19 protein-coding genes are annotated in these 22,862 nt (G+C 73.4%); 7 read left to right on the top strand and 12 right to left on the bottom strand.

Features of this window, described 5'->3' with window-relative positions; translation table 11 throughout:
• Window positions 1–142: 142 nt before the first annotated feature.
• The 7 genes from ABD335_RS04665 to ABD335_RS04635 all read right to left on the bottom strand — a co-directional run bounded on the left by ABD335_RS04665 (window position 143) and on the right by ABD335_RS04635 (window position 9,853).
• Complete coding sequence (locus ABD335_RS04665; protein WP_344320784.1) at window positions 143–706, bottom strand: snapalysin family zinc-dependent metalloprotease; 564 nt, start codon at window positions 704–706, stop codon at window positions 143–145.
• 328 nt (window positions 707–1,034) lie between these two features.
• The gene (locus ABD335_RS04660) at window positions 1,035–1,916 is read right to left on the bottom strand and encodes a septum formation family protein (RefSeq protein WP_344320783.1); all 882 of its coding nucleotides are present in this window, start codon (window positions 1,914–1,916) and stop codon (window positions 1,035–1,037) included.
• A 664-nt stretch (window positions 1,917–2,580) separates the two neighbouring features.
• Window positions 2,581–3,477 carry a hypothetical protein gene (locus ABD335_RS04655; protein ID WP_344320782.1) on the bottom strand — a complete coding sequence of 299 codons (897 nt, stop codon included), beginning with the start codon at window positions 3,475–3,477 and terminating at the stop codon, window positions 2,581–2,583.
• The gene (locus ABD335_RS04650) at window positions 3,474–5,954 is read right to left on the bottom strand and encodes an Hsp70 family protein (RefSeq protein ID WP_344320781.1); all 2,481 of its coding nucleotides are present in this window, start codon (window positions 5,952–5,954) and stop codon (window positions 3,474–3,476) included. The genes ABD335_RS04655 and ABD335_RS04650 overlap by 4 nt, the downstream gene beginning before the upstream one ends.
• Window positions 5,947–6,603, bottom strand: a complete 657-nt coding sequence (locus ABD335_RS04645; protein ID WP_344320780.1) for a hypothetical protein — start codon at window positions 6,601–6,603, stop codon at window positions 5,947–5,949. Before ABD335_RS04645 ends, ABD335_RS04650 begins: the two co-directional genes overlap by 8 nt.
• A complete protein-coding gene (locus ABD335_RS04640) occupies window positions 6,600–7,685 on the bottom strand; it encodes a serine/threonine-protein kinase (protein ID WP_344320779.1) in 1,086 nt (361 codons plus the stop codon). Before ABD335_RS04640 ends, ABD335_RS04645 begins: the two co-directional genes overlap by 4 nt.
• Window positions 7,682–9,853 carry a hypothetical protein gene (locus ABD335_RS04635; protein WP_344320778.1) on the bottom strand — a complete coding sequence of 724 codons (2,172 nt, stop codon included), beginning with the start codon at window positions 9,851–9,853 and terminating at the stop codon, window positions 7,682–7,684. Before ABD335_RS04635 ends, ABD335_RS04640 begins: the two co-directional genes overlap by 4 nt.
• 375 nt (window positions 9,854–10,228) lie before the next feature.
• On the opposite strand from ABD335_RS04635, the gene ABD335_RS04630 reads away from it, so the two are divergent.
• The 3 genes from ABD335_RS04630 to ABD335_RS04620 all read left to right on the top strand — a co-directional run bounded on the left by ABD335_RS04630 (window position 10,229) and on the right by ABD335_RS04620 (window position 11,766).
• Window positions 10,229–10,840, top strand: coding sequence for a helix-turn-helix domain-containing protein (locus ABD335_RS04630; RefSeq protein WP_344320777.1), 612 nt, complete (start codon window positions 10,229–10,231; stop codon window positions 10,838–10,840).
• A gap of 40 nt (window positions 10,841–10,880) precedes the next feature.
• Window positions 10,881–11,021 carry a DUF6126 family protein gene (locus ABD335_RS04625; protein WP_344320776.1) on the top strand — a complete coding sequence of 47 codons (141 nt, stop codon included), beginning with the start codon at window positions 10,881–10,883 and terminating at the stop codon, window positions 11,019–11,021.
• Window positions 11,022–11,145: 124 nt separating this feature from the next.
• Entirely contained in the window at window positions 11,146–11,766 is a 621-nt protein-coding gene (locus tag ABD335_RS04620) for an L-threonylcarbamoyladenylate synthase (RefSeq protein ID WP_344320775.1), read from the top strand.
• Between the two features lie 330 nt (window positions 11,767–12,096).
• Here ABD335_RS04620 and ABD335_RS04615 read toward each other — a convergent pair whose 3' ends face one another.
• The 5 genes from ABD335_RS04615 to ABD335_RS04595 are packed head-to-tail and all read right to left on the bottom strand — an operon-like array spanning window position 12,097 to window position 17,508.
• The gene (locus ABD335_RS04615; RefSeq protein ID WP_344320774.1) at window positions 12,097–13,005 is read right to left on the bottom strand and encodes a Gfo/Idh/MocA family protein; all 909 of its coding nucleotides are present in this window, start codon (window positions 13,003–13,005) and stop codon (window positions 12,097–12,099) included.
• 30 nt (window positions 13,006–13,035) lie between these two features.
• Window positions 13,036–14,226, bottom strand: coding sequence for an ROK family transcriptional regulator (locus tag ABD335_RS04610; RefSeq protein WP_344320773.1), 1,191 nt, complete (start codon window positions 14,224–14,226; stop codon window positions 13,036–13,038).
• Window positions 14,227–14,241: 15 nt separating this feature from the next.
• Window positions 14,242–15,108 carry a carbohydrate ABC transporter permease gene (locus tag ABD335_RS04605; RefSeq protein ID WP_344320772.1) on the bottom strand — a complete coding sequence of 289 codons (867 nt, stop codon included), beginning with the start codon at window positions 15,106–15,108 and terminating at the stop codon, window positions 14,242–14,244.
• Window positions 15,105–16,079: a carbohydrate ABC transporter permease gene (locus tag ABD335_RS04600; protein WP_344320771.1), complete on the bottom strand. Its 975-nt coding sequence runs from the start codon at window positions 16,077–16,079 to the stop codon at window positions 15,105–15,107. The genes ABD335_RS04605 and ABD335_RS04600 overlap by 4 nt, the downstream gene beginning before the upstream one ends.
• 25 nt (window positions 16,080–16,104) lie before the next feature.
• Window positions 16,105–17,508 carry an ABC transporter substrate-binding protein gene (locus tag ABD335_RS04595; protein WP_344320770.1) on the bottom strand — a complete coding sequence of 468 codons (1,404 nt, stop codon included), beginning with the start codon at window positions 17,506–17,508 and terminating at the stop codon, window positions 16,105–16,107.
• Between the two features lie 123 nt (window positions 17,509–17,631).
• Between ABD335_RS04595 and ABD335_RS04590 the strand changes: the two genes are divergently transcribed.
• From ABD335_RS04590 to ABD335_RS04575, 4 genes are read left to right on the top strand one after another with little or no spacing between them, the layout of a single operon-like run.
• Entirely contained in the window at window positions 17,632–18,678 is a 1,047-nt protein-coding gene (locus ABD335_RS04590) for a zinc-dependent alcohol dehydrogenase (RefSeq protein ID WP_344320769.1), read from the top strand.
• A gap of 10 nt (window positions 18,679–18,688) precedes the next feature.
• On the top strand, window positions 18,689–19,489 hold the full coding sequence (locus tag ABD335_RS04585; RefSeq protein WP_344320768.1) for a sugar phosphate isomerase/epimerase family protein: 801 nt from the start codon (window positions 18,689–18,691) through the stop codon (window positions 19,487–19,489).
• Window positions 19,486–20,901 (top strand): MGH1-like glycoside hydrolase domain-containing protein, encoded by a 1,416-nt coding sequence (locus ABD335_RS04580; protein WP_344320767.1) that lies wholly within the window; start codon window positions 19,486–19,488, stop codon window positions 20,899–20,901. The genes ABD335_RS04585 and ABD335_RS04580 overlap by 4 nt, the downstream gene beginning before the upstream one ends.
• Window positions 20,898–22,841: an amylo-alpha-1,6-glucosidase gene (locus ABD335_RS04575; RefSeq protein WP_344320766.1), complete on the top strand. Its 1,944-nt coding sequence runs from the start codon at window positions 20,898–20,900 to the stop codon at window positions 22,839–22,841. The genes ABD335_RS04580 and ABD335_RS04575 overlap by 4 nt, the downstream gene beginning before the upstream one ends.
• Window positions 22,842–22,862: the final 21 nt, after the last annotated feature.

Genomic DNA, 22,862 nt, shown 5'->3' with positions numbered 1-22,862 from the left:
CACGAGCCCGGGGCCCGACACCGTCAGTGGTGGGAGGCGAAGCGCCCGAACGGGAGGTTCCGCCCCGTTCCTCGCCACCGTGTCCGGGTGGCGTCCGCCGTGGCCGTGTGCGGGGACACGGCGTCCCCGGCGCCCCGGCGCGTCAGTCCACGGTCACCACGTTGCGCGGTGCCACCGCCGGGCCGACGAACACGCCGCCGAAGTTCTCCTCGACCTCCGCCTTCTCCGCCGCGTTCGGGTAGGGGTTCTTGCAGGCGGTTCCGGCGCTGGAACCGGACATCAGGCTCGAGCAGGGGCCGGGCTTGCGGTCCGGCAGGCCCAGGATGTGGCCGAGTTCGTGCGCGGAGATCCGGACCGTGTCATAGCCCTGGACGACGGCCTGCCGGCCGATGTAGACGGTTCCGTTGCCCAGCGTGGTGGTCAGGGCGCGGGGCCAGCCGTTGTCGGCCAGGATCCGTATGTTGGCGCGCTGCCCGGCCGCGACCGGCCGCAGTTCGACGCCGTCGACACTCTCGTTCCAGATCGCCGCGCCCCGGTCGACGGCGGCCTTGAACTCCGCGGACGCGCTCGCGTCGTAGGTGAGGACCCGTGGTGCGAGGGCGCTGTCCTCGGCGGTGGTGGGGGCGGCGGAGGCGTGGCCGCCGGCCAGGGCGAAGGACACCGTCAGGGCGACGGCGAGGCCGCGCAGGAGCGTGCGGACGTGCATGGTCGACCTCCTTGTGGGGGGAAGGTAGGCGTGCGCATGACACACCTCAGGCTCCCTGCCCACCGGGAGCGGACGCCAATCCGTCAATCGGCGCGGTCGCCGCCGTCGTGCGGCAGGCCCTCCCGGCCCCGTCTCTTCGGTCGCTCCTTCGGTCCGTCCACCGCATGCCGACGGCCGCGGGGAGCGGTCCGGCCACCGCCGGACCGCTCCCCGCGGCGCTCCACGGAATGCCCCGCGGCACGCGGTACGCCCCGGGGCCCGCGTGGTCGACGACGGAGGAGGCGGGGCCGTGCTCGCCGGGGAGCACGGCCCCGCTCCGCCCGAGGGGTCAGCCCGCCCAGGCCTCGGCATCGTCGGCCGGGACGGTGGTGGCCAGGCCGAGTTCCTTGCGGGCGGGGACGGTCTTGTTCGGGTCGAGACCGGTGAAGGCCGGGTCGTAGGCGAGGTAGAACGCGTCGACGTCACCGGCGTCCGCGGCCTTCTTCCAGTGGCCGGCCGTCTTCTCCAACTGCGCGCGGAGCTTGCCCGTCTCCGCGCCCTCGATGCCCCGCAGGCCCTTCAGGTGCGCGTCGAGGGCGGTCGCGACGGCCTCGGCCTGCGCCTTGTAGCCCTCCAGGTCCTCTTCGACGTCCGTGTCGGGCTGGTTCGTCCACAGGGCGTCGTAGACGGCGTTCGCGCCCTGCAGGTACGTCCTCTGCGCCGGCTCCAAGGAGTCCGCACCGACCTTCAGCGAGCCGGTGAACGTGCCCGATTCCTTGGTGTAGGTGCAGCTCACCGCACGGTCGCCCGTGGCCCAACTCTCCTTGGTCGGGGTGTAGTAGAGAATGCCGACCCCCTTGGGGAGCGCCCAGGTGTCCGGGGCGAACTTCCCCGCCTCCACCGGGCACCGCTGGTCGGCGATCGCCCAGATCGCCTCGTCGCCGGGGAACTTCCCCTCCTCGTCGAGGGTGAACTCGCCGACGACCTGGCCACGGTGCGGCTCGTCGCACGGCACGACCTCGATGGCGAGCGCTTCGCCCTCGACCGCCTCGCTGTTCGGGTTGTAGCAGTCCCCCGGCTCGAGCGAGAAGACCGATCTCTGGCGGGCCGCCTTCTTCGCGCCGTCCTTGGCGCTGTCGACGAGATCCGCGCACCCCGCCGCGCCGACTGCGAGCAGGGCGACGGCGGCGGATATGCCCCGCAGGGGACGGGACGGGGTACGGAGTGCCATGAGGCGTACATCCTTTTGTGAAGAATCAATGAATGTCGCACGCATCGTATATTCCTCCTCTGACAAGTGGTCGGGGGGCGTCCGCCTTTGACGGCTCGAGGGGCCGGCGGCCGTCCGCCCGGTCCGCCGCGCCCGTTGATCCGTCAGGGTTCGGGTGGTCGCCGTCCGGCGCGCGTGGCGCGGGCTGACGCCCCGGTGGCGCACCGGCGGCCGGAGCCGGTTCCGGGACGTTCCGAAGGCGAGGTCGTGGGGAAGCGAGGGTCCGCCCCTGCCCGTCAGCCCCTGCGCGGTAGGTGACGGACGTCGTGCGCGACACCGGTGCGTCTCCGCTCCGGGGCCGGAACGTCGCGGGAGAGCGGCGGGGAGGCGCGGGTGGGGGGCGGGGACACGGATACCGTTCCAGTCCCGAGCCGGGTGCCGGGGACCTTCCACACCCGCCCCCCATGGCCGCGAGTCCCTCACGATCTCCGTCCGGCCCGGCACTGCGCACCGTATCCGAAGCCACCGACAAGACCGCCCGTCCCCTCGGGCACGGGCTCCGGCCCGGCCGCTCGAGGGCCGACTCGGCGCGGCCTCGTCCGGGATCGTGTCCCGACGGAGCGGCGGCCGGCAGCGGCGGCGGCCCCCGGCTGCCGTATGCGGGGACGTCGGTCGGGGCGCCGGCTCAGGAGCGCGGGGCGACGAGGAGCGTCAGGGTGCGGTTGTCGGACGGGTCGGGGTGGGGACCGTGGCGTTGGTCGGCGGTGCGGAGGGCGAACGCGGTCAGGGGCAGGCCGCCGGCCTCCGCGAGGTGACGAGCGCCGACCTGGGCGCGGGCCAGGGCCATCGGGGAGCCGCCGCCGGGCCGACCGCCGGGCACGACGACGGAGTGCCCCACGATCGTCACGTCCGCGTCCAGGTCGGCCAGTACGCGGCCCACCCGCGTCAGCAGTTCCGCGCCCGCGGGGTCGAGGTGCGTGCCGTACGGGAACAGGCCGTCCTCGAACAGCAGCCGGACGTCCCGGGCGCGCCGCTGGACGCGCACGCCGGGCAGCGTGAGGGCGTCGGCGACGGCTTCGAGGGCGCGTGCGCGGCGGTCGGCCGCCCTCGTGCGGTCCGTTTCCAGCGCGGCCAGGCGTTCCGCGAGGGCGTCCGCGCGCCGCCGGTCGGCGTCGGCCGCGGGCCGCGCGGCGCGGTCGTCGGTGTCGGCCGCGACGTACACCGCCCCGGCGGCCGGCACGCTCACCGCGACCACGGCGGCGACGGCGGCCCAGGTCACGGAGGTGCGCGGACGGGGCCGACGCCGGCCCGCGCGCACCTCCGCGAGCGTACGGCGGCCCGCCAGCGCGCCCGCGTGCCCGGGGCTCAGCTCCAACACCCGCGCCCAGCACGCGTCGGCCTCCGCCGACTCGCCGCGCTGGGCGTGCACCCTGGCCCGCAGGTCCAGCGCGGGCACGGCGACGGCGTCCGGGGTGTCGAGTCCGTCCAGCAGTGCGGCGGCCCGCTCCAGGTCGCCCGCGCGGGCCGCCGCCCGCGCCCGTTGGACGGTCAGCAGCGCGTCGAGCGAGGACGCGGCGCTCACTGCTTGACCAAGCCGATGATCCGGTCCTGCGCGTCGCGCGGCAGCAGCCGGATCAGGCGCTGGTTCACCCCGTCCAGGCCGTGCCGGTCGCCGGCGGCGATGGCCCGCATGCCCTCGCCGACCAGGGAGTCGACCTGACGCGAGGGCGGAACCGCCTCGCGCAGGGCGTGGAACAGCTTCACGGGCCAGTCCGGGCCGCGCCGTTCCAGCTCCAGCAGCAGGGTGCCGGCCCGTTCCGTGAGGCGCCGGACCGCCGCGGCGTCCTCCGCGGCGGCGGCGTCCCGGGTCCGCTCGCGCAGGTCGGTCAGCTCCCGGCGGTCGGCGGCCGTCCCGGCGGCGTCGACGAGCGCGGACGCCTCGTCCAGCAGTCGGCGCAACTCGCCGACGAGGACCGGCAGTTCCGCGGCGGCCTCGATGTCGTCCAGTTCGGCGTAGAGGTCCCGCAGGCGTTCCTCGGCCGTGACGGCGGCGCCCGCGTCCACCGACGCGGCGCGGACCTGCTCGCGGACGGTCGTGAGCGCGTCCTCCTCCTCCAGCCGGTCCAGCCGTCGCCGGGCGTCCGGGGAGTCGCCGGAGGCGGCGGTGCCGCGCAGGGACGCCAACCGCTCCTCCGCCTCGTCCAGGGCGGCCCGGAGCGCGTCCGCGTCCGGGGTGCGGACGTCGTCCAGGTCGATCTCGGCCTCGAACTGGGTCTGCACCAGGGGGACGTCGGCGACCACCGCCACCAGGCTGGAGGTGTCCACCTCGAAGGTGACCTCGACCTCGGTGCCGGGCGGCAGGTCGATCCGTACGTCCCGGGGCCGGATCTCCAACATCCCCACCTGGCGGTTGCGGTCGGCCCGGTCGTGTTCGCCCTGGACGATGGGGATGCGGAGCACGGCGTCGTCCTCGGCGCGCAGCAGGGCGCTGGAGGTGTGGAAGACCTCGCGCACCCGTGTGGGCAGGGTGGTGCCTTTGCGCACCAGTGGCGCGAAGGCCCGGTCGGCGAGCTGGATGCCCAGGGAGTGCTGGAGTCGGGCGCCGCCGAACTCCACGTCCCGGTGCGTGATCGAGACGGTGTCGGGGGTCAGCGGGCGCGGCGTGCCCGTGGCGTCGGTCAACTCGACGGTGAACCGGGACGTGCGCTGCGGATCGAGGTCGACCTCGGCGACGAAGGCGCCGTTCGCGCCCAGCGGGATGCGCCCGGAGTGGAACGGCGGCCGTCCCTCCGGGTTGCTCAGCGTGACGCTGTAGCCGGTCCACTCCACGGGGGACGGGCCGCTCAGCCGTCCCGCGACGGTGGCCGTGGTGGTGGTGACGCTGGGCTCGTAGGCCAGTTCGGCGGTGAACGCGCCGGGCGCCGCCGTGGGCAGGGCCGAGCGCGGGCGCCGCACCGTGCTCGCGAAGAGGGCCGCGCCCCGGGCGACGACGGTCGTCGGATCGATCCGCGTCTCCAGTGGGATGCCCATGCCGTGCCGCGGGTCCGCGAGCCGTTCCCGCAGTCCGGGCGAGAGGGTGATGCCGCCGACGAGGAGCAGCCGGTCGATGTCGTCCGGGCGCAGCGACGCCTCCTCCAGCGCCGTGCGGCACAGGTTCACCGCCCGGGTGTAGAAGGGCGCGGCCACGGCGTCCAGTTCGCCGCGGGTCAGGCCGTACTCGAAGATCTCCACCTCCCGGTTCTCTCCGATCAACTCGACGGTGATGTCCACCCGTTCGAGCCGGGACAGGTTGATCTTCGCCTCCTCGGCCGCGGCCTTCAGCGCGGCGAAGGCCGCCCGCCAGGCGGGGTTGTCGCGGCGGAAGTCGCGCCGGCCGAGCTCCCGGCCGACGGCGGGCGCCAGGACGCGTTCGACCAGGGCCCAGTCGATGAGCTTGCCGCCCAGGTAGGAGTCGCCGGCGTGGTTGAGCACGCGCAGGTCGCCGTCGCGCTTGCTGACGACGGCGGCGTCGAAGGTGCCGCCGCCGAAGTCGAAGACCATCCAGTAGGCGCGGTCGCCGTGGTCCTGGAAGCCGTAGGCGAAGGCGGCGGCCGTCGGCTCCTGCACCAGGGGGCAGTCGGGGCTGAACCCGGCGAGCGCGGCGGCCTGGGAGGTGGCCTTGTTCTGGTTCAGCGCGAACGCGGCGGGCACGGTGATCACCGCCGCGTCCGGCGCGACGCCCTGGTACTTGTGGGCGGCGTCCGCGCGCAGCGACTTGAGCACCTCGGCCGAGAGCTCCTGCGGTGTCAGCGACACCCCGGCCCTGGCGAACGTCCGGCGCGCGTCCGCCAGTCCCATCTCCTGCTTGAACTCGGCCACGGCGTTGTCCGGGTCCTTCTCGACGTGGTTCTTGGCGTTCAGGCCGACGTGGACGGTGCCCGCCTTGGGCATCCAAACCGCCGAGGGCGTGGTGTCCGACCCGTGGATGTTCTTGATGACGACGCTCTCGCCGTCCTCGACGACGGCGATGGCGCTGTTCGTCGTACCGAGGTCGATGCCGAAGTCGATCGTGTCACGCATGGTCGTTCCTCACCTGTTCGTCGCTCGCCGGGTCGGGGTGGGGCGGGGCGTCGGCGGGGGTGACGGGGCAGCCGACGATGACCTGTCCCATCTGGATGCGCCGGTCGCCGAGGTAGACCGAGGGCCGCACGGTCTGCAGGACGGTCTCGGTGGTCAGGTCGGGGTCGTCCTGGAAGACGAGCACTTCGACGGAGCGGCCGGGGTGGTGCGGATCTCCGTCGTGGTCCTGCACGACCACCCCGGCGTTCGCCAGCGCGTCGGCGCAGGCGCGCAGGTAGCGGCCGGTCTGCCGGCTGCGGGCGGACGGCGCCTCGCCGTCCTGGGCGAGGCGGCGTCGGGCGCGCCACAGGTTGGTCGCGGCCTCGGCGAGCGCCTTCTCGTCGAGCGTCTTCTCGTCGGGCGCCTTCTCGTCGGGCGCGGGCCGGTCCGGAGCGGGTCCGTCCGGCGTCGGCTCGCCCCGCTCGGGGCGTGGCGCCGCGTCCGCGGCGTGTGGTGCGGCCGGCGCGGAGAACGCCGGCGCGGAGAACTCCGCCACCAGGCGCTCGACTTCGGCGAGCGCCGCGTCGTCCCACGGCGGCTCGACGCGGAACGCGCGGTGGTGGCGTCGCTGGCGCCACTCCGCCCGCAGCCGTGAGGGCCATTCGGTCACATCGTCACCCCCCGTCGCCAGAGGGTCAGCCGGTGCAGGTGGGCGTGGCGCAGGGTCGGTGAGAGGTTGACGGCTTCCTCCAGGAGGTCGGCGGCCCGGTACAGGTCGCCCGGTACGCGGCTGAGGGCCAGCGCCTGGTCGACGAGCCGCCGGGCGCGGTCGGAGGGTGGGCGCACGACGCGTTCGGGCCCGTCGTCGCGCGGCGCGCGGCGCGCACGGGTCGGATCGGCCGCGCGCGCCGCGCGGCGCTCGCGCAGGGCCTCGGCGAGCAGCCCGGCGGTGGCCGTGCGGCGGTCGGGGTCCGGTTCCAACGCGGCCAGCACGATCCGGTCCAGTTCGGCGTCGACGTCGTCGTTGTAATGGCTCGGCGGCGGCAGCCGGGTGCGGAAGCGGGCCGTGGAGTGGGGTACGAACGGGCCGCCGTCGTGGTAGGGGAAGTGGTTGGTGAGCAGCAGGTAGCCGATCACGCCGACCGCCCAGACGTCGCTCGCGCACGAGGAGCCACCGCCGCGCAGCACCTCGGGCGCCATGAACGCGTACGTCCCCTGCGCGCCGGCCCGCCGGGTGAACGGGTCGACGTGCTTGGCGAGTCCGAAGTCGCCGATGCGCACCCGCATGCCGTCGCCGTCGTAGCCGACGAGGACGTTGGCGAGCGTGAGGTCGCGGTGGACGATGGGCGGGTCGTGCGCGTGCGCGACGGCGAGCCCGCTCGCGATCTGCTCCGTCACCTCCACCGCCGGCGCGGTCGGCACGGCGGGCCGGTACGCGGCGACGAGCCGTTCCAGGCTGCCTCCGGCGACGTACTCCATGGTGAAGAAGCCGCGCAGTCCCCGCGGCGTCTCCACCGTGCCCGCGTCGAAGACGCGGATGATGTTCGGGTGGCCCAGCGTGGTCAACAGCCGTGCCTCGCCGAGCAGTTCGTGCGTCTCCTCCCACGAGGTCACGCGCTTGAACAGCTTCATCGCCTGCCGGCCCAGGAAGTCGTGCCGCACCCGGTACACCTCGGCGAACGCGCCCTCGCCGAGCGGCCGGTCGACGACGAGCCGGTCGCCGACCCGGTCGCCGCGGTCCAGCAGCGTCACGACGCGCCTCCCCCACCGTCTTCCGGAACGGCCAGGCACACGGCGTAGAACGGGCCCAGCGGCCACCAGCTCCGGTCCGGGAAACGCATGTGCAGGGTGTGCCCGGCCGACAGTCCGCGGCTCTCCGCCAGTGCCCGGCACTCCTTCTCGGTCTTCGCGCGCACCGCGTCCTCGCCGGGGTAGGGCGTGTCCGGCTCGTACAACACGGGATAGCCCACGATCCGGGCCCAGTGCTTCTCGTCGCAGTCGACGACGGGCACGTCGTGCGGCGACTCGCCGGCGCCCATCCGCCGCTGGACGCAGGCGAGGCCCGGCGGGGGGTTGGCCCATGTCTCCCGGCCGAAGAGGTCCATCCGCAACACCACGCCGTCGGGCTCGCGCTCCGGTTCGCTCACCCGCTCGCCCGGCAAGTCGCCGTCCAGGCGGTGGACGACGCACGTCGCGTAGTTGTCGCCCACGTCCTCGGCGCCGTCGTTCCACGACTTCTCGTCGGGCCAGGTGAAGGCCGTCGCGTACGTGTCGGACGGCAGTCCCTGTGCCTCGCGCAGCTCCTCGCAGCGGAACCGGCTCCGCGAGGCGGCCTCGTCGTCGCCGGGATAGGCGGACGGGTCCTCGCCGATCGTCGGGTAGCCCAGCACCTCGCCCCAGTGGGCGTCGCCGCAGTCGACGACCGGCACGCGGGTCTTGTCGCCCTCCCAGCCCTCCAGGGTGGCGACGCAGGTGCCCGCCGGGGCGTTGTCCCGGATCGCCTGGGCGAACAGGGTCGCGGTCTCCTCGTCGCCCGGCACGTCGCACCGGCTCAGCAGCGCCCAGACGATCAAGGCCAGCACCGCGAACAGCAGCAGTCCGCCCTGTTTCCGGGCACCGCTCCGTGGCCGCGCGGGGGTGTGGGGGGCGTACGGCGTCGGGAGCGTCGCCCGGCCGGGGCGCGTGGCCCGCCCCCGTGCCGGTCCCGGGGTCGGGGCGAATCGCGTGCGCGAGCCCACCGGCAGCTCCTCCAGCATGCGCCGGATCTCGGCGGACCCCGCCGCACCGCCCACCCTGCGCAGCAGGTCGCGCAGGATGCTCGCCGCGACCTCCGGGCGGCCCATCGCCACCAGTTGGTCGACCTGCCGTCGGATGTCGGCCATGGCCGCCACGAGTTGGTCCATCGCCGTCCGGTTGCCGTCGATCGTCTCCACGGTGCGCGGATCGGTCGCCAGCTTCCGCGCGGTGGCGAGCCACTCCTTCACCCGCCGCTCCGCGCGCGAGCCCTCCAGGTCGATCAGCGCGCCGGCGCAGTTGTTGAGCAGCACGGCGGCGGTGTTCGCGGCGGACGCCGTGCGGCGGTGCTCCGTGCCCGGGACGATCTCCTCCAGCTTCTCCAGCTCCGGGAGCACCGCCTCGTACACCCGCCGCGCGGCGCCGGCGCAGTTGCCGCCGTCCAGCATCTCGCTCGCCGTGTCGGTCGCCTCCCGCACCGCCCGGTAGCGCGGCTCGGCGGCCTCCTCCAGCCGGTCGTGGACGGCGGCCCGGGGCGCGGGCCAGTCGCGGGCCCGGTCGGCGAGCCGACCCTGGTCCTGCGGCCGGGCGGTGATCAGATCGGTGAGCGGCTTCAGCAGCGTGAGGGGCACCTCGTCGCGGAGGGCGTCGATCACCGACTCGTCCAGCTGCCGGTCGTCCAGCACGGCGATGCGGTGCCGGACGTGGTCCCAGCAGGCGGCCCTGCGCAGGGTCCGCTCCCACGCGTGCGCCGCCTCGGCCCACAGGGCCTCCACCTCGTTCGATTCCTCGTCGGTGCGGTCGTCGGCGGCCGGCTCCCGGTCCAGCGCGGCGCTGTGGGCGCGGACGGCGGCGTCGTGGTCACGGTGGAGGGCGGGCGGGCAGCCGCAGCCGGCCTCGGCCGGGGTGCCCCAGAGCCAGAAGAACTCGTCGACGAGCCGACGGCGCGGATCGCCGAGCAGACGGTCGAAGGCGTTGCGCACGGTGTCGAGGTCGGCGGGCGGTCCTCCCGGCGTGCCGAGATCGAGGTCGGCGCCGACCTGAAGCGCGGTGAGCACCTGCTGTTGGCGCCGCCGCACGGCGCGGCGGTCGGCGTCGGTCGGCAGCCCGGTGACACGGAACGCGTTGCGCCGGTACAGCTCCGTCCCGGCGACCTCCCGCAGCCCCGCCACCGTGACATCGATCAATGCTCGTCCCCCGTCAGCCCGTCCGTGGTCGCCCACGCCCTTCCGTGCCGTGTCCGATGCGAGCAAGGTAGCGACGCGCCCGTTGTTCGTCTGTGGATCGGGCCGCTGAACAATTTCCGGCCGGTGTTCCTCCAGGTCGTCGGGGTCCGCCCGCCGGAACGGGACCTCCCACCACGGTCCCCCGCGGGCCGACACGGGACCGGGCGCGCCCTTCTTCCACGGGCCCGCCGGCGGCCTCCGCGCATCCCACCTCCCATAAGACCGGAATGCTCCATACTTTCCGGTGGCGAAGCGGAGGCGGACGGCGCTCCCTCCATTTTTTGCCTTTCAGGCAATAAATTTGCCTGAGAGACACATACATGGCTCAATGGCCGCATGGGCCAAGAACCCCCCGACACGGGCGTGGACCTGTCCGGTGTCGCGTCGCGCCTCCGCGATCTGCGCAGACGCGGCGGCCTCACCCTGGAGGCCGCCGCCCGGCGGCTCGACATGTCCCCCGCGCACCTGTCCCGTCTGGAGACCGGACGGCGTCAGCCGTCGCTGCCCCTGCTGCTGGCGCTCGCCCGCACCTACGGCACCACGGTCTCGGACCTGCTGGGCGAGGCGCCGCCCGAACGGGATCCGGTCATCAGGGGCGGGCACGTGGAGCCGGTCGAGGCCGGCGGCTGGGTGTACCGGCAGGCCGGGGGATCGAGGCGGGCCATGCAGGCGCTGCGCGTGCACGTGCCCCCGGGCGCCCAGAACGACCTGGTCCGCGCCCACGGCGGCGAGGAGTGGCTGTACGTCCTCACCGGCCGTCTCAGGCTCGTCCTGGGAGGGGACGAGCACGTCCTCGATCCGGGCGACTCGGCTCACTACGACAGCCTGACTCCCCACCGGATCACCGCCGTACCACCGGAGGGCACCGACCTGCTCTTCGTTCACACGCTGTTGCAGAGCCCCACCGGCGATCTGTGCCTGGGCGGCGGGGACCGTCCGATTCCGTAAGGTGCCCAGCGGCACACGAACCCCTCGGAAGGTGACACCCATGCCGAGAGAAGACACCGGCGTCGAACGCGGGGACGGTCGTTTCCCCCGCGGACTCGTCCTCCGCCTGTTCGCCTACGTCGTGGCGGGCCACGTCTTCGCGTTCTTCCTCTACCTGCTGTTCTCCCTCGGGGCCGAGTAGGCCCCGCGTGCGCCCCGCTCGTCGGGGCGCACGTCCGCCTTCCCGCCCTCCCCCGCCGGCTCCCCGTCGACGGCCCCGCTCCGGTCACCTGACCGCGGGTGCCCTGATCGCGTAGGGTCGACGGATGGCGAAGTACTTCGACGTGCACCCCGACAATCCTCAGCCGCGCACCATCGGCAACGTGGCCGAGAGCATCCGCTCCGGCGCGCTCGTCGCGTACCCGACGGACTCCTGTTTCGCGTTGGGATGCCGGTTGGGCAACCGTGACGGCATCGCCCGGATCCGGTCGATCCGGAACCTCGACGACCGTCACCACTTCACCCTCGTGTGCCAGAACTTCACGCAGCTGAGTCGTTTCGTGCGCCTCGACAACGACGTGTTCCGCGCGATCAAGGCGGCAACGCCCGGAAGCTACACCTTCATCCTCCCCGCGACGAAGGAGGTGCCGCGCCAACTGATGCACCCGAAGAAGAAGACGGTCGGGGTCCGGATTCCCGACCATGTCGTCACCCAGGCCCTGCTCGCCGAACTCGGCGAGCCGCTGCTCTCCAGCACCCTGCTCCTTCCCGACGAGGACGAGCCGATGACGCAGGGCTGGGAGATCAAGGAACGGCTCGACCACGTGGTGGACGCCGTGGTGGACTCGGGCGACTGCGGCACCGAGCCGACCACGGTCGTCGACTTCTCCGGCGGCGAGGCCGAGATCCTGCGCCACGGGGCGGGCGACACCTCGCGGTTCGAGTAGCCGTACCGACCGCGGAGGGCTTCCCCTACCCGCCGTGCCCGATCGTTCGCGCCGGCGCTCGCCGCACGCATGGGCGGCCCCGACCGATCGTGTGCTCCGAGCGGGGACGCACATCGCCGGCCGGAGGCCGCGGGACGAGTCTGCTGCACCGGGCCGTCCGACGGAAGCCGTTCGCGCGAGCGTCACGCTTCCGGGGCGCGTTCCCTCCTCGTGCGATTCCCGTGGGGTTTCCCGTGGGGCTTCCCGTCCGGTCCCCGTCCACCCACGCGTGCGGACGGCCCGGTCCGCTCTCCGGTGGGCCGTCCCGGGTGGGCGGGCACCGCCCCGGCCTCAGGCCATCGCCCTGTCGAGCAGTTCCTGGAGACGAAGACCCCGCTGCGCGTCGATCCCGTTGCCCCGTCCGGAGCGCACGGCCTCGGCGAACTCCCGGCGCAGGACCGGCCAGCACTCCTCGTGGTCCAGCTCCGCGGTGTCGTAGACGAGTTCCTCGTCGGGGCCGAACAGCTCGACGCGGGTACGGGCGCGGGGCAGCCTCACCGAGCCCGACAGCGATGCCTGGCTGACCGCGCCGTTGGTGTGCTCGCAGGTCAACTCGATCCACCGGCGGGGGTCTCCGGTGCCGCGGACGGTGGCGATCGGTCCGACCGCCGCGTCGAGCAGGTCCACGAGGTGGGGGCCGAGGTCGAGGAGCGCGCCCTGTTCCAGCCGCCACGGTGTGGCGAAGTCGCCGCCGAGGAAGGCACCGTGGAGGTAGCAGGAGCGCGCGCCGACCACGGTGGCCCGGCCGGCGCGGCGGAGGAACTCCCGCGTCGCCGGGTGGTAGCGCTTGGTGAGGACGAGTTGGGTGACGACCCCGTGCTCGGCCACCGCCTCGGCGACCTTGCGGGCCGACGGCAGGTCGGAGCCGAGCGGCTTCTCCAGCAGCATCGGCTTCCCGGCCTCCGCCGCGTGCACGGCCAACTCGGCCTGGACCGCGGGTGGCACGGCGAAGGCGACGGCCTCGCAGAGGTCGAGGAGTTCCTCGAACGAACCCGCCACCCGGGCGCCGTACGGGGCCGCCACCTCCGCCGCGGCCTCCGTCCGGCGCGCCCACACCGCGGCGAGCTCGGTCTCGGGGCCGGCGGCGAGCATGCGGGCGTGCATGGTCCTGGCCCAGGGGCCGGCGCCCACCAGTCCGACGCGGATCGGTCGGGGGTCGTGGGAACGGGCCGTCGCCAGGGGGCGGGGGTGGTGCGTCACGTGTGCTCCGGTGCGGACGTCGTGGTCGGGTCACGGGCCGACGGCGGCCAGTCGGGCGTCGGCGACCTCCGGTGAGTACAGGTGCTCCACGACCATGGCGGCCGCGCCGGTCAGGGCGGCCCGGTCGCCGAGTTCGGAGGTCGTCACCGTGAGATGGGCGGTGGTGCGGGGCATGGCCCGCTGGTAGAGCAGTTCGCGGACGCCGGTGAGGAACGGGGTGCACGCCAGGTCTCCGGCGATCACGAGGACCCCGGGGTTGAGCAGCGTGACCACGGTGACGAGGACCTCGCCGACCCGCCGGCCCGCCTCGCGGGCGAGCCTGATCGCGTCGGGCTGCCCGGCGGTGAGGTGTTCGCGCACCTCGGCGGCCGAGGCCGTCGGAATCGCCAGCGCCGACAACTGCTCGGCGATCGCGCGACCGCTGGCGACCGCGGCGAGGCAGCCGTACGAGCCGCACATGCACAGCGCGTCGGGCCGGTCGTGGAGGCGGATGTGCCCGATGTCGCCGGCGCCGCCGTCGATGCCCCGGTACGGCTCGCCGCCCACGACGACGCCGGCGCCGATGCCGGCGGACACCTTCACCAGGACGAACGCCGAGCAGTCCGGGTGGTGGTGGCGCTGCTCGCCGTACGCCATGAGGTTGGCGTCGTTGTCGACCAGGACGGGCGGCGCCGGGGCGGGACCCATGTGCCGGGTCCACGCCGACCGCATCGCGGACCGCACCGGGCAGCCGTCCCAGCCGGGCATGATGGGCGGCTGCACGACCGTGCCGGTCTCCCAGTCCACCGGCCCCGGAACGGACAGTCCGATCCCGCACACGGCGGCGGCGTCCACGCCGGCGGCCCGGAGGAGGTCCGGGAACCACGCGGCGACGGTGTCCAGCACCTTGTCGGGGCCGTCCGAGACGAGCAGCGGCCGGCCGTGCTCGGCCAGGACCGCGCCGGCGAGGTCGGTGACCGCCGCCCGTCCGTGCGTGGTCTCCAGGTCGACCGTCAGCACCACGGCGTGTCCGGTGTCGAACTCCAGGCGCGCGGAGGGCCGTCCGCCGGTCGAGGTGCCGGTGGTGTCCCGCAGCCATCCGGCGTCGAACAGCCGGCCGAGACGGTGGCCGACGGTCGAGCGCGAGAGCCCGGTGGCGGCCTGCAGTTCGCCGCGGGTGGTGGCCTGCCCGCTGCGGATCAGCTTCAGCAGGTGCCCCGCGCTCGCCTGGTTCGTCGGCATGGCGTGTTCGTGCTCCTAGCTCTTGTCGGCGCCGCTGGTGAGCCCCTCCGTCAACAGACGTTCGGCGGCGAAGAACAGCAGTACCACGGGGATGGTCAGGACCACCGAGCCTGCCATGAGAACGGTCTTGGGCACCTCGATCCCGTTGGCCAGTTGCTGGAGTCCGAGGGAGACGGTCCACGCGTCGGGGTCCGCGGCGAGGAAGAGGAGCGCGAAGAGGAACTCGTTCCACGCGATCATGAACACGTACAGGCTCGTGGCCATGAGGGAGGGCAGGGCCAGCGGCAGGACGACCTTGCGGACGGCCTGGAGCCGGGTGCAGCCGTCGAGGGCCGCCGCCTCCTCGATGCTGTACGGGATGGTGACGAAGTAGTTCTTCATCATGTAGATCGACACGGGCACGGTCTGCGCGATGTAGACGACGGCGAGGCCGACGAGGCTTCCGGAGAGGCCGATCTTGGCGAACATGACGAACAGCGGCACGGCCAGCAGGGTCGCGGGGAAGAGGTAGACCGCGAGGAACAGGGCGCTGACCTGGCGTCCGCCGAAGAACTTCAGCCGGCCGACGGCGTAGGCGCCGGGGACCGCGGCGGCCAGCGTCAGCACGACCGTGCCGAGCGCGACGACCGCGGAGTTGAGGAGCAGCCGCAGGAAGCCCTGGCCGCCCTCGGCGGTGGGCCTGAGCACGCTGCGGTAGGTGTCGAGCGTGAAGTCATTGGCGGACACCCACAGGGAGCCCGGATCGAGCAGCAGGGCGTCGATCGGCTTCACCGACAGCATCAGCATGTAGTAGAAGGGCGCGATGGTGATGAGGGCCAGGAAGGCGATCGTCGCCCATCGCAGCGCGCCGAAGAGGCGTTCCTCGAATTGGGTGCGGGTCATCGCGCCTCCTCCTGGACCTTCCGGGCGAAGAACGTGAAGTAGACGCCGAGCAGCACGGTCAGGACGGCGGCCAGCACCAGTGCCTGGGCGGCGGCCGCGCCGACGTCGTAGCGGGCGGTGAGGAAGTCGTAGACCCGCACCGCGACGACGTCGGTGCCCGAGCCGCCGCCGGTCAGCAGGTAGACGTCGTCGAACTTGTTGAACGTCATGATGAAGCGCAGCACGCACAGCAGCGCGATCACCGGCATCAACTGCGGCAGCAGGATGTGGCGGAAGCGCTGGGTGGGGGTGGCGCCGTCGACCCGGGCGGCCTCCTCCAGTGCCTCGGGCACCGCCTGGAGCCGGGCCAGCAGGAAGAGGAACGCGAAGGGGAAGTACCGCCATATCTCGAAGGCGATGACGGTGAGCAGGGCGAGCGGGATCTCGACGTGGAGGCCCGCCAGGTCGACTTCGTGGGAGCGGGTGGAGAGGAAGGCGATGGGGTCGTCCCAGCCGAGGACCCTGGCGCCCCATTCGTTGACGATGCCGTACTGGGGGCTGAGGGCCACTTCCCAGGCGAAGGCGACGGCGACGACCGGCGCGACGTAGGGCAGGAGCATCGAGCCGCGCAGCAGACCGCGTCCCCGGAAGGGCCGGCGCAGGGCGAGCGCCGCGATCAGGCCGAGGGCGACCGATCCGACGGTGGAGCCGACGGTGTAGACCAGCGTGGTGCCGAGGCTGGACCAGAATCCGGTGGAGCCGAAGACCATGGCGAAGTTCTCCAGGGTCCAGTCGCCGAGCAGGCCCATGCCCTGGATGTCGACCAGTTTGGCGTCCTGGAACGCCAGCAGGACGGTCCACAGGATCGGGATGACGACGACCACCAGCACCACCAGGAAGGTGGGCGAGACGAAGGCCAGGCCGGCGCGGTTCTCGCGTTGGCCGGCGGTGAGAGGGCGACGCTTCCGCGCGCCGCCGGACGCAGTGCTCATGTGACTTCCTCGACGGGGCCGGACGCTACTGGAGGGACTTCTGGAGGGCGGCGACTTCCTCGTCCGCCTCGCGGGCGGCCTCGTCGGGCGTGATCTGACCGCTGGTCATGGCGCCGATCGCCTTCGGTACCGGGAGTTCGCCGTTGGTGGCGCCGACCAGGACCCCCTGGCCCTCGGTGATGCCCCAGCGCTTCATGTCGCCGACCCCTTCGGCGAGTTGGTCGAGCAGGGCGTCCGGGTAGACCTGGTTCATCGGCTTGCGGGTGTCGACGCCGGCTTCGCTGGCGCGCCAGGCGCGCAGGTAGCGCTGCGGGTCGTCGACGGTGCCGGCGCGGACGGGGATCTTGCCCTCGGGGGCCATGCCGAACCACTCCTCGTAGCCGTCGCTCATCATGTACTCGATGAACTTCTCGGCGGCCGCCTTCTCGGCGGTCTTGGTCACGGCCCAGGAGGTCACCTCGCCGAACTGGGCGGGTTCCGCGCCGTCCGGCCCGGACAGCGCGGTCACGATGCCGCTGTTGCGGGACAGGAACTCCTTGTCCGCCTCGCACTCGGCGCAGCTGGGGAGCGCGTCGTCGCGCAGTCCGGCGAGCTCGTCGAGGAGGAACGAGGACCACACGATCATCGACGACTCGCCGGAGAAGTAGGTGGCGCGGGTGGAGTCGACGGACTGGGTGCCCGGGGCGCCGTGGAGGCGGGCGAGTCTGTCGTAGGCGGTGAAGGCCCTCCGGCACGCGGGGGAGTCGAGTCGGACGTCGCCGCTCTCGTCGACGAGGCGGCAGCCGTTGGCGAGGGCGATGTTCTCGAAGCTCTGCTGGGTGAAGACGTCTCCGGGGTCGGTGGCCACGGATATGCCGTCGCGTCCGTCGCCGTCGAGGGCGGCCGCGGCCTTCAGGAGCCTGTCGTAGGTGTCGGGGACGGGCAGCCCCTCCTGCCGGAGCCGGTCCTTGCGGTACACCAGCAGTTGCAGCCACGCGTCGGACGGGACGGCGAGCCGGGTGCCGTCGTCGGCGGTCAGCCGCAGGGCGTTGGCGTCGAACGTCTCCCTGCCCAGGTCTTCGACGACCTTCTCACCGACGCGGGTGTCGAGCAGTCCGTTGCCGTACATCTGCCACACCTGGCCCATGGGGACCGCGCCGATGACGTCGGGCAGCCTGCCCGCGGCCGCGGCGGACATGATCAGCTGCGGCAGCTGGCCCTCGTCCACCCCGACGAGTTCGACCTCGATGCCCGTCTCCTTCTCGAAACGGTCGACGACCTCGTTCGTCGCGGCCATTCGCGGTGGAAGGTTCTCCTGCGACCAGACGGTGATCCTGTTGTCCGGTACGGCAGGGTCCTCTCCGGTGGAGCAGCCGACGAGCACGCCGATGCTCGCCAACGCCACCAGGCCCGCCGCGGTCCTCCTCGACCGCCGGATCCACTTGCGCATGGCTTGTCCTCACAGTGCTTTCGCTGGATGCGGAGGCATTTCAGCATCACTTTTGCTTCTTGACAAGGCATAACCCTGAGATATCTTCATCCCAAGTCCTGAGCACAACCCTCGGAGTCCCACGTGGAACGCGTCGTCCAGTTCACCGGCCCCCGGCAGGTCGAAGTAGCCGAGCACGAGAGAGCGCCCCTGCCGCCGGGTCATCTGCGCGTCCGCACCCGCTATTCCGGCATATCGGCAGGTACGGAACTGACCGCCTATCGCGGAACCAATCCCTATCTGACGCGCACGTGGGACCCCGACGCCCGGCTCTTCCGGGAGGGCGCCGCCGGCATCGAGTACCCGGTGGCCGGCTGGGGGTACTCCGAGGTGGGCGAAGTCACGGAGGTCTCCCCCGAACTCGTCGGCACTCCGGGCCTGCCCGTCCCCGGCGACACCGTCTGGGGCATCTGGGGCCACCGCAGCGAGGGCATCGTCCCGGCCGAGCGGATGATCGGCCACGTGCTCCCCGCCGGGCTCGACCCCCTCGCCGGCGCCTTCGCGCGCGTCGGCGCCATCGCCTACAACGCCGTCCTGGCCTCCGACATCCACCTCGGAGAGGACGTCGCCGTCTTCGGCCAGGGCGTCATCGGCCTGTTGACCACGCGCCTCGCCCGGCTCAACGGGGCCCGGGTCACCGCCGTCGACGCCCTCGACGGCCGGCTGGCGACCGCGCGCGCCTACGGGGCCGCCACCACGCTCAACGCCCGCACCGACGCCGTCGCCGAACGCGTCAGGGAGGCCACCGACGGCCGCGGCGCCGACGTCGCGATCGAGATCAGCGGTGCCTACCCGGCCCTCCACGAGGCGCTGCGCTCCGTCGCCGTCGGCGGCCGTGTCGTCGCCTCCGGCTTCTACCAGGGCGACGGCGTCGGACTGCGCCTGGGGGACGAGTTCCACCACAACCGCGTCCAGCTGATCTGCTCTCAGATCGGCGGCGTTCCGCAGCAGCTCGCCGGACGCTGGACGGTCGAGCGCCTCCAGCGGACCTTCCTCGCCCTGGTCGCCGACGGAGTCGTCGACGTGACGTCCCTCGTCAGCCACGTCGTCCGCGCCGAAGACGCCGCCGACGCCTACACGCTCCTGGACGAGCGTCCCGCCGACGCCCTCCAGGTCGTCCTGGAATTCTGAGAGGCCCTCGATGTTCAAGATCGCCTGCCAGGAACAGCTGCTGCCCGGGGACACCCTCCAGGAGAAGTGGGACTTCGCGCTGGACGCCGGCTACGACGCCATCGAACTGCGCGGCAAGGGGGACTTCCACTTCGAGCGGCGCCTCCCCGAGCTGAAGGCCGCCCTGAAGGACGGCGTCGTCATGCCCACCGTCTGCGTCGACATGCTCCACTTCTTCGGGGCGTTCGACGCCGACCAGCGCCGTGACGCCATCGCGCAGATGAAGTCCCAACTGTCCGTCATCGCCGAGATCGGCGGCCGTGGTGCCCAGACCCCCGCCTCCTACGGCATGTTCTCCCGCCGCCTCCCGCCCTTCGAGCCCCCGCGCGGCGAGGAGGAGGAACGCGCCATCCTCGTCGAGGGGTTGACCGAACTGGGCGAGCACGCCCGCAGAGAGGGCGTCCACCTCTACCTCGAACCCCTCAACCGGTACGAGGACCACATGGTCAACCGCCTCGAACAGGCCGTGGACCTCATCCGCGCCGTCGGCCTGGACTCCGTGCGGATCGGCATCGACAGCTACCACATGAACATCGAGGAGGCCGACCCCGCGGCGGCCGTCCTCGCCGCCGCCCCGTACATCGGGCACGCCCAGGTCAGCGACTCCAACCGCTTCCAGCCGGGCGCCGGTCACCTGGACTGGCCCGCCTGGCTGGCCGCCCTGCACGCCGCCGGCTACGACGGCCACCTCGCCGTCGAGTGCCGCCTCACCGGCGACCCCGTCGCCGCCGTCCGCTCCGTCCCCGGCTTCCTGCGCAGGGCCGGCGCATGACGGCGACCACGGCGACCCCCACCGGCCTCCCCGCCCACGACCGCGCGGCACTGCGCCGCGAGGCGGCGCGCGTCCTGCTGACCAACTGGACCGGCACGTCCACCGTCCCCTCCCGCACGCTCTACCCGCACCAGTGGAGTTGGGACTCCGCGTTCATCGCGATCGGCCTCCGCCACCTCTCCCCCCGCCGCGCGCAGCGCGAACTGGAGACGCTCCTCGGCGCCCAGTGGGCCGACGGGCGCGTTCCCCACATCGTGTTCAACCCCGCCGTGCCGCTCGGCGCCTACTTCCCCAGCCCCGACTTCTGGCAGTCCAGCACCGCCGGTCGCGCGGCCGGCGCGCCCTCGGGCGTGGAGACCTCCGGCATCGTCCAGCCCCCGGTCCACGCGCTGGCCGCCGCCCTGGTGCACGAGCGCGATCCGGAGTGCTCCCGGCGCCGCGGCTTCCTGGAGCGGGTCTATCCGCGGCTGGTCGCCTGGCACGCCTACCTGCTGCGCGAGCGCGACTTCACCGGCCACGGGCTCGCCTCGATCGTGCACCCGTGGGAGTCGGGGATGGACAACAGCCCCTGCTGGAACGGTCCCCTGCGGAAGGTGGTCCCCGTCCCGGCCGTGTCCTTCCGCCGCGCGGACCTCGTCCACAGCGACCCCGCCGACCGGCCCACCGACCTCGACTACGGACGGTACGTGCGCCTGGCCGCCGACTACCGCGGCCACGGCTACCGCGACGCGGGCACCCCCCACGCCTTCGCCGTCGAGGACCCGGGCTTCAACGCCCTCCTCATCGCCTCGGAACACGCGCTGGCCGGCATCGCCGCCGCCCTCGGCCGCGACCCGCGCCCGCACCGCGCGCGGGCCGAGGCGCTGACCGACTCCCTGGTCCGCCACCTCTGGCAGCCGCACGCCGGGATGTTCCTCTGCCGCGACGTGCGCGCCGACCGCGTCATCGAGGAGAAGAGCGTCACCGGGCTGCTGCCCCTCGTCGCGCCCTCGCTCCCCGACCACGTCGCCTCGGCCCTGTCGCGCACGGCACGGGGCGAGCACTTCGGGCTCGGGTCCACCACCGCCCTCGTCCCCAGCTACGACCTGCGGGGCGACGCCTTCGACCCCTCCCGCTACTGGTGCGGCCCCGCCTGGTTCAACATCAACTGGGTCGTCGAGCGCGGGCTGCGCCTCCACGGCGCCACGGCGGAGGCGGACGCGCTGCGGCGCGCCGTCCTCGACGCCGCGGGAGCGTCGCGGTTCGCCGAGTACGTCGATCCCCACACCGGCCGGGGCCGGGGCGCGACCGACTTCGGGTGGACCGCGGCCGTCGCGATCGACCTCCTCGCCCGGCACGCCCACGACCGGGACCAGGATCGGGACCGGAACCAGGACCACGGCCGGGACCAGGACCGTCGGGAGAGGCGATGAGCGAGCGCCGACTGCTGCTGCACGCCGGTTCCTTCGCCGCCACCGGCCCCGGCGGCGACATCACCGGCGTCCGCGGGACCTCCCCCGACGGGCTGTTCACCCGGGACACCCGCCACCTCAGCGCATGGACCCTCACCGTCGACGGGCAGGCCCCCACCGTCCTCGTCCCCGCGCGGGAGGCGGAGGACACCGCCGTCCTCACCGCCGCCGGCACCCGTGACGAACCGCCCGCCTGGACGATGTTCCGCCGCCAGGCGCTCCGCCACGGCCGGCTCGTCGAACACCTCCGCATCACCGCCAACACCGGCCACGACACCGCCCTGACCGTCCGTCTCGACGTCGACGCCGACTTCGCCGACCAGTTCGAACTCCGCAGCGACCACCGGCGGTACGACAAGCCCGGAGCGCGCCGCACCCTCGACGAGCTGCCCGACGGGGTCGCGTTCCACTACCGCCGCGACGACTGGCGCGCGAGCACCACCGTCACCGCCCGCCCGGCTCCCCGGGTCGCCACCCCCCGGGGCGCCGCGGGCACCGCCGCACTCGTCTGGCACGTCGAACTGCCCGCCCACGGCAGCGCCGACATCACCCTGCGGGTCACCGCCGAGCCGCACGGCGCCCCCGCCACGCCGGCACCGCCGGCCGACCCCGCGGCGATCGCGCGGCGGGCGCGCGAGGAGCGGGCCGCGTTCGCCGACGTCCCCCTGCCCGTCCCCGCCGGCCACGACGGACTCGTCCGCGCCTGCCGCCAGGGCCTGGCCGACCTGGCCGCGCTCCGCGTCCCGGCGGTGGGCCCCGACGGCGAGACGGTACGGGTCCCGGCGGCCGGCGTCCCCTGGTTCCTCACCCTCTTCGGCCGCGACTCCCTGCTCACCTCCTGCTTCGCCCTGCCCTACCGCCCCGAACAGGCCGAGGCCACCCTGTCGGCCCTCGCCGCCACCCAGGCCACCGCGCACGACCCCGCGCGCGTCGCCCAGCCCGGGAAGATCGTCCACGAGATCCGCCACGGCGAGCTGGCCCACTTCCGGCAGGTGCCGTACGGGCGCTACTACGGCTCCGTCGACAGCACCCCCCTCTTCCTCGTCCTGCTGCACGCCCACGCCGAGCGAACCGGGGACCACACCCTCGCCGGGCGCCTCGAACCCCACGCCCGCGCCGCCGTGGGCTGGATGTTCGAGCACGGCGGCCTGAACGAGCACGGGTACCTCACCTACCGCGCCGACGAGCACGGGCTGCTCAACCAGAACTGGAAGGACTCGGAAGGCGCCGTCTGCTTCGCCGACGGCACCCAGGCGACGGGCGACACGGCCGTCGCCGAAGTCCAGGGCTACGCCTACGACGCCCTGCGCCGGACCGCGGCCCTGGCCCGCGACGTCTGGGACGACCCCGCGTGGGCCGCCGAACTGGAGGCCGCGGCGCGGGACCTCCGCGACCGCTTCACGGCGGAGTTCTGGATGCCCGAGCAGGCGTTCCCGGCGCTGGCCCTCGACGGCGACCGGCGTCGGGTCGACGCCCTCGCCTCCGACGCCGGGCACCTCCTGTGGTCGGGCATCCTGGACCCCGAGCGCGGCCGTGCCACCGGCCGACGGCTCCTGGAGCCCGACTTCTTCTCCGGCTGGGGCGTCAGGACGCTCGCCTCGGGACAGCGCCCCTACCATCCGCTCTCCTACCACCGCGGCAGCATCTGGCCCCACGACAACGCCGTCATCGCCCTCGGGCTCGCCCGCTACGGCCTCCACGAGGAGGCCGCCGTGCTGGCGCGGGCGCTGGCCGACGCCGCCGCGCACCACGACCACCGGCTCCCGGAGGTCATGGCCGGATATCCGCGACGCCACGGCGAGGGACCCGTTCCCTACCCCCATTCCTGCTCCCCCCAGGCCTGGGCGGCCGCGACCCCCCTCGCGCTGCTCACCGCCGTGGGAGCAGCGGCGGAATCCTGACGTTCCGCCAGGGTGGCTTTC

Origin of the sequence: Streptomyces macrosporus (genome assembly GCF_039533145.1) — a bacterium.
Lineage (GTDB): Bacteria > Actinomycetota > Actinomycetes > Streptomycetales > Streptomycetaceae > Streptomyces > Streptomyces macrosporus.
Note: the sequence above shows the minus strand (reverse complement) of the source record. Positions and strands in the feature narration are given on the sequence as shown.

Coding starts and splice junctions, on each gene's coding strand:
- ABD335_RS04580 (WP_344320767.1), top strand. CDS start 19,486: ATGACGGCGACCACGGCGACCCCCACCGGCCTCCCCGCCCACGACCGC.
- ABD335_RS04585 (WP_344320768.1), top strand. CDS start 18,689: ATGTTCAAGATCGCCTGCCAGGAACAGCTGCTGCCCGGGGACACCCTC.
- ABD335_RS04605 (WP_344320772.1), bottom strand. CDS start 15,108: ATGACCCGCACCCAATTCGAGGAACGCCTCTTCGGCGCGCTGCGATGG.
- ABD335_RS04610 (WP_344320773.1), bottom strand. CDS start 14,226: ATGCCGACGAACCAGGCGAGCGCGGGGCACCTGCTGAAGCTGATCCGC.
- ABD335_RS04595 (WP_344320770.1), bottom strand. CDS start 17,508: ATGCGCAAGTGGATCCGGCGGTCGAGGAGGACCGCGGCGGGCCTGGTG.
- ABD335_RS04625 (WP_344320776.1), top strand. CDS start 10,881: ATGCCGAGAGAAGACACCGGCGTCGAACGCGGGGACGGTCGTTTCCCC.
- ABD335_RS04665 (WP_344320784.1), bottom strand. CDS start 706: ATGCACGTCCGCACGCTCCTGCGCGGCCTCGCCGTCGCCCTGACGGTG.
- ABD335_RS04660 (WP_344320783.1), bottom strand. CDS start 1,916: ATGGCACTCCGTACCCCGTCCCGTCCCCTGCGGGGCATATCCGCCGCC.
- ABD335_RS04575 (WP_344320766.1), top strand. CDS start 20,898: ATGAGCGAGCGCCGACTGCTGCTGCACGCCGGTTCCTTCGCCGCCACC.
- ABD335_RS04620 (WP_344320775.1), top strand. CDS start 11,146: ATGGCGAAGTACTTCGACGTGCACCCCGACAATCCTCAGCCGCGCACC.
- ABD335_RS04630 (WP_344320777.1), top strand. CDS start 10,229: ATGGGCCAAGAACCCCCCGACACGGGCGTGGACCTGTCCGGTGTCGCG.
- ABD335_RS04600 (WP_344320771.1), bottom strand. CDS start 16,079: ATGAGCACTGCGTCCGGCGGCGCGCGGAAGCGTCGCCCTCTCACCGCC.
- ABD335_RS04650 (WP_344320781.1), bottom strand. CDS start 5,954: ATGCGTGACACGATCGACTTCGGCATCGACCTCGGTACGACGAACAGC.